Genomic DNA, 6,070 nt, shown 5'->3' with positions numbered 1-6,070 from the left:
GCCGCGGCGAATCAGCCTGCCAGCCTATCCTTTTGCAAGGGAGCGGTACTGGATTACGGATATTAAAACCAAGTCGGCTTCCATTGAATTTGCACATGCTGTAAAGCCAACAGATTCGTTCATTGGCCAAAAGACACTTGCGAAAACGGCAAATGTTTCGGAAATAAATGCGGAGGAAGGCGCTGCTCCATATTCCAAAGCTATTCCTTCGTATATCCAGAATATCCAGAGCCATATTTCCGCCAGTGTAAAAATAAAGAAGATGCCAGATACTTCTTATCTAGCGGCTGAATACGAAAGAATGCCCTCGACTACGGTCGACAACAAAGCTTACTCGGAACAGGATGAAGCGACGGAGGGACTAAATCGGCAAAGGAGGCTTACAGATGAAGGAAATGAATGATATCTTGTACAGGCTGTTATGGGGCCACTTGCAATGGATGGGATTATGTCCATATGCGAATATGGAAAAGAAAGCTATGCTCGCGGACTTTAAAACAAAAACAGCTTTACTGGATTTATACGATCGTTGGCTTGAAGAAAGCATAGAAGTATTGGCACGGCATCAGTATTTTTACTGTAACGGAGAGTCTTATAGCGTAGCGGATACCGCTTCGGTTGATCTGCAGGCTGTATGGAAGGAGTGGGAATGGAAGAAAGGGGCATGGCTGAAAAATCCGGATCTTTCAGCCTGGGTAGTTTTGGTAGAATCAACATTGCGCAAACTGCCGGAAATTTTGACCGGAAAAATACCTGCCACCGACATTGTTTTCCCTAATTCCTCCATGAAGCTGGTGGAAGGCATCTATAAAAACAGTCCTGCAGCAGATTACTTTAATGAAGTGCTGGGTGATATTGTAGTCTCCTATCTGAATGAGCGACTTAAGCATGACCCGTCGGTGCCGATTCGAATCATTGAAATTGGCGCAGGCACTGGAGGCACCAGCGCTATGGTCTTCCAGAAGCTTAAACCTTATCGGGAGCATATTCAGGAATATTGCTATACCGATAAATCCAGAGCATTTTTATTACATGCACAAAAAGAGTACGGTCCACAAAATCCTTACCTGACCTATCAGATTTTTAATGTGGAAGAGTCGGTTGAGGGGCAAGGTATCGACACAGGTGGATATGATATTGTGATTGCTACCAATGTATTGCACGCCACCAGGAACATTTGCCAAACGCTACGCAATGTCAAAGCGGCGCTGCGAAAAAACGGCTTGATTCTTATAAATGAAATCAGCGGCAACTCTCTGTTAAACCATCTATCCTTTGGCCTTTTGGAGGGATGGTGGCTTTATAATGACCCGGAACTGCGCATTCCAGGCTCTCCCGGGTTATATCCTGAAAGCTGGAAAAAGGTATTGGAAATGGAGGGCTTCCGGTCGATATTTTTCCCAGCTCAGGAGGCACATGATATAGGCCAACAAATTATTGTGGCTGAAAGCGATGGTATGATTCAGAACAAACAGGAGCTTGAACACGGCGAGTCTCAAAAGAAACCGTATGACAGAGAAATTCGATCAGGTACGGATGTAACTGATGTGACCGACGAGATGGCTGAAGAGTATGTCAGGGAGCTTATTGTAGAGAAGCTGGTAGAGGCTTTGAATGTAGACTTTACTATGATTGATATTCATGAGTCATTCGCAGATTATGGATTGGATTCCATTCTTGGCGTCAACTTTGTGCAGGCTGTCAATCAGGGGCTGGGGATTCATTTGCAAACTACCGACATCTTCGATTACAGCTCGGTAAAACAACTGACGGCATGCATTTTAAACCAATATGGCGATAAAGTTTTACAAGCCTTGGGCCAAAACGCTGATCAAATAGATGATGAGGAAGAGGCAAGTCGCGGCATCCAAGAATTTGAAGACACAAAGTATATTCCTAATCCGGTTCAAACGGCAGGTGTATCCGTTGAGCAGGAGGGGGGCAAAAAGAAGTCTAAAGAGAAAGCTTTAACGCAAAGAGAGCCCATTGCGATTATTGGAATGAGCGGGCGGTTTGCTGAGTCTGAAAATGTACATGAGCTGTGGAATCACCTTAAGCATGGCGACGATTTAGTGGAAGAGGTAACCCGGTGGGATCTTTCGAAATACCAGGAAAAACATGCAAGCTACTGCAATCATGGCAGCTTTTTGGGGGATATTGATAAGTTTGATCCGCTTTTTTTCAATATCTCGGGACTGGAAGCGACCTACATGGATCCGCAGCAGCGATTGTTTCTGGAGGAAGCGTGGCATGCTCTGGAGGATGCAGGTTATGCGGGCTCAGGGATGCAGGGCCGCCGATGCGGAGTTTATGTAGGGTGTGCGGAAGGAGATTATCAACAATTGCTGGGTGAAGACCTGCCTCCGCAAGCGCTCTGGGGCCATATGGGTTCCGTAATTCCCGCTAGAATCTCCTACTATCTGGATCTTCACGGGCCGGCCATAGCTGTAGATACAGCTTGTTCCAGTTCGTTAGTTGCCGTTCATCTGGCTTGCCAAAGCTTATGGACCGGGGAAACGGATATGGCTTTAGCTGGCGGTGTCTATATTCATACTACCCCTCGCTGCTATTTATATGGTGACAGAGCAGGAATGCTGTCCCGTTCGGGGCGCTGTTATACCTTTGATGACAGGGCAGATGGAATGGTTCCGGGAGAGGCTATTGGCACGGTAGTGCTCAAGCGGCTTCATGAAGCTGTTGCCGATGGTGACCACATCCATGGAGTGATTTTAGGCTCGGGAATCAATCAGGACGGCACCACGAATGGACTTACTGCGCCAAGCCAGAAATCTCAGGAGCGACTGGAGCAATATGTATACGATACATTTGATATCCACCCTGAGCAAATACAGATGGTGGAAGCACACGGGACCGGTACCAAATTGGGAGATCCAATTGAATATCAGGCACTGACGCGAACATTTAGAAAGTATACTGACAAGAAGGAATATTGCGCGATAGGGTCTATTAAGACGAATATCGGCCATACGCAAATAGCGGCAGGAATTACAGGAGTAATCAAACTGCTATTGTCTTTAAAGCATAAACAAATTCCGCCTACACTTCATTTCCAGTCAGGCAATTCGAATATTCAGTTTGCGGATAGTCCTTTTTATGTCAATACCCATCTACAGGACTGGGAGATAGAACCTGGAGCCAGACGCTGTGCAGCGGTCAGTTCCTTTGGCGCCAGCGGCACCAATGTCCATATGGTCATAGAAGAGGCTCCAAAGACGGAACGAAGACATTCTGAAAAACCGGGTTATTTAATTCCATTATCGGCACGGACTTTAAAACAATTACGCCAGCAGGTAGAGCAACTGATTGCATATTGCGAACAGGAGCCTACGGCAGACTGCGGAAATATGAGTTATACATTATTGCTTGGGAGAAAGCACTGCAACCATCGGCTTGCATGTGTTGCCCGCAATCAAGGCGAGCTTGTCATGTCCTTTAAAAAGTGGCTGGAAAAAGGCAGTGCTTCTCAAGTTTATTATGCTGAACTGCACGAAAAAGAACAACGTATACAAACGTCTTTGAAAAGATACGGGGATGAATGTATTCAAAGCTGTCAGAATACAGGCGATGCGCGCGAGTATTTGGAACTTTTGACTACTATTGCAGATTTGCATGTTCAGGGATATTCGTTAGACTTTGAGCGTTTGTTTTCAAATGAACAATACTCCAGGATTTCGCTGCCGACTTATCCTTTTGCAAAAGAGCAGTATTGGGCGCCTGGAAGTGAAACAAAAATGATCGGCGACATAGCGGCAGAAAGTGAACCGAAATTTACGATCACCAGAACAGCGGAAGCCGTTAGGATCGCGGAAGCGCCTGCGGTTGCGAATAGCCGTACACTGCTATTTGAGCCTGCCTGGAAAGAGCAGGATGTACCGCTGGAAGCCGAAGCCCCCGCCTATGATCGGCGAATAGTCTTGCTTTGTGAGCCGGGCGAGGCCTTGCACGAGCAGCTCGAAGCGAAAGTGAGCGGGAGCGTGCAGGTGCTTGCCTTTCAAACCGGGAAAGGCCGGGTAGATGAACGGTTTCAGACCTATGCGGCCCAGGCCTTTGAGAGCATCCAAAGCATACTCAAAGACAAGCCTGAGGGAAGGGTGCTGGTCCAAATGGTCGTGTGGACCGCGGGGGAAGGGCAGCTCTTTTCGGGACTTTCGGGACTGTTGAAGACAGCCCGGCTGGAAAACCCGAAATTCATCGGGCAGCTGATCGAAGTGGAGCAGGCAGAACAGGCGGAAGGCATCCTGGCGAAGCTGGAGGACAACAGTCGAAGTCCGGTGGATGGATGGATTCGCTATGAGAACGGTCAACGGAAAACCGCGCTCTGGAGCAGGCTCGATCCGTCCGGGGAAAAAGAAGGACTTCCCTGGAAAGACGGTGGCATCTATCTGATCACCGGGGGCTCCGGCAGCCTGGGACTGCTGGTTGCAGAAGAGATCGTCCGGCAAACCCAAGCGGCGACCTTGATCTTGACGGGGCGGTCGCCGCTGGACCAGGGTCAGCAGACCCGGCTGAAGGAGCTGGAGGCTTCAGGTGCCAGCGTGGTGTACAGGCAGGGTGATATCACCGACAGGAAGACGGTTATCGGCTTGCTGGACAGTATTCAAGAGGAATTTGGGCGTGTGCAGGGGATCATTCACTGCGCAGGGGTGATTCACGATAACTTCATCATCAAGAAAACAAGGGAAGAATTTATAGAGGTGCTGGGACCGAAGGTGAGCGGACTGGTCCATCTGGATGAGGCGAGCAGCGGTCAGGATCTGGATTTCTTTGTGCTCTTTTCTTCCATATCGGGCAGCCTGGGCAATCCGGGACAGGCCGACTATGCCACCGCCAATGCCTTTATGGACGCGTATGCCGATTACCGAAATGCCCTTGTGGGGACCAAGCAACGGCGAGGGCGGACGTTATCCATCCGCTGGCCGCTGTGGAAAGAGGGCGGGATGCGGATCGATGCGGACACGGAACAGATCATGATGCAGAACATGGGCATCACGGCGATGCAGACCCGATCAGGCATCAAGGCTTTGTATGACAGCCTGGCTTCCGGCAAGGAGCAGGTGCTGGTCATGGAAGGAGAGCCCGGGAAAATCGAGGCTTACCTGGCGAAAGCCGTCTCACAGGCCGGTGTCGTCCGTGCTGTCCAGACAGTTGTACCTAACCAGGCAACCGCGCCTAAGCTGGATGCGGGCTTGCTCTACGATAAAACCTTATACCGTCTCAAGGTGCTATTGGGAGAGGTGACTCGGCTAAGCGTCGGCAACATCGAAGCCCATGAGCCGTTGGAGAGCTATGGAATCGACTCCATCATGATTACCCAGCTCAATGCCAAGCTGGCGGGCTTCTTTGGAGAGCTGTCGCAGACGCTGTTTTATGAGTACCAGACCTTGCGTGCCTTGGCGGAATATTTTGTGGCGGAATACCCGCAGGAGTGCATGCGGTGGGTCGGGATGAGCCATGACCTGTGGCCTGTAGAGGAAATACCTGCGGCACCGCGAAGCGCCGAAGAAGAAACCGTGCCGGCTGCGGTGAAGGAGACAGCGAAGCCGATTCGAAGCTTGGCGAAGCCTGCCGCAGTGGAAACTCCTGCCGCAGCGGAAAGTCGTGAACCCATAGCGATTATTGGAATGGCTGGAAAGTATCCCGGATCGGGGAACATGAACGAATATTGGGAAAATCTAAAAGCAGGAAAGGACTGTGTCGCCGAAATCCCGAACGAACGTTGGGCGCTGGAAGGGTTCTTTCATCCTGATCCACAGGAAGCGGCGGCGAATGGAAAAAGCTACAGCAAATGGGGGGGCTTTATCGAAGGATTTGCAGAATTCGATCCGCGCTTTTTCAATATTGCGCCACGGGAAGCACTCGGTATGGACCCGCAGGAAAGGCTGTTCATTGAAGCCTGCTGGGAAGCACTGGAGGACGCGGGCTACACCCGGGAACAGCTTGCGTTGCGGCATAACCGCCGGGTAGGCGTATTTGCCGGGATTACCAAAACGGGTTTTGATTTGTACGGATTGGATTTATGGAGGAAAGGGGCGCAAGTATATCCCCATAC

Annotated in this window: 2 protein-coding genes; both read left to right on the top strand. The window is 50.0% G+C overall.

Annotated features, from left to right (window positions below):
• Nucleotides 1-403: hypothetical protein (locus L693_RS30470; protein ID WP_025716596.1), on the top strand; the 403-nt coding region annotated here is incomplete at its 5' end.
• A partial coding sequence (locus tag L693_RS0106615; protein ID WP_025716595.1) for an SDR family NAD(P)-dependent oxidoreductase occupies nucleotides 387-6,070 on the top strand: 5,684 nt, incomplete at its 3' end. The genes L693_RS30470 and L693_RS0106615, both read left to right, overlap by 17 nt.

It is taken from the genome of Paenibacillus sp. 1-18 (genome assembly GCF_000520755.1).
GTDB classification, from domain to species: domain Bacteria; phylum Bacillota; class Bacilli; order Paenibacillales; family Paenibacillaceae; genus Paenibacillus; species Paenibacillus brasilensis.
The sequence above is the reverse complement of the archived record's forward strand: the minus strand, read 5'-3'. Positions and strand labels throughout refer to the sequence as shown.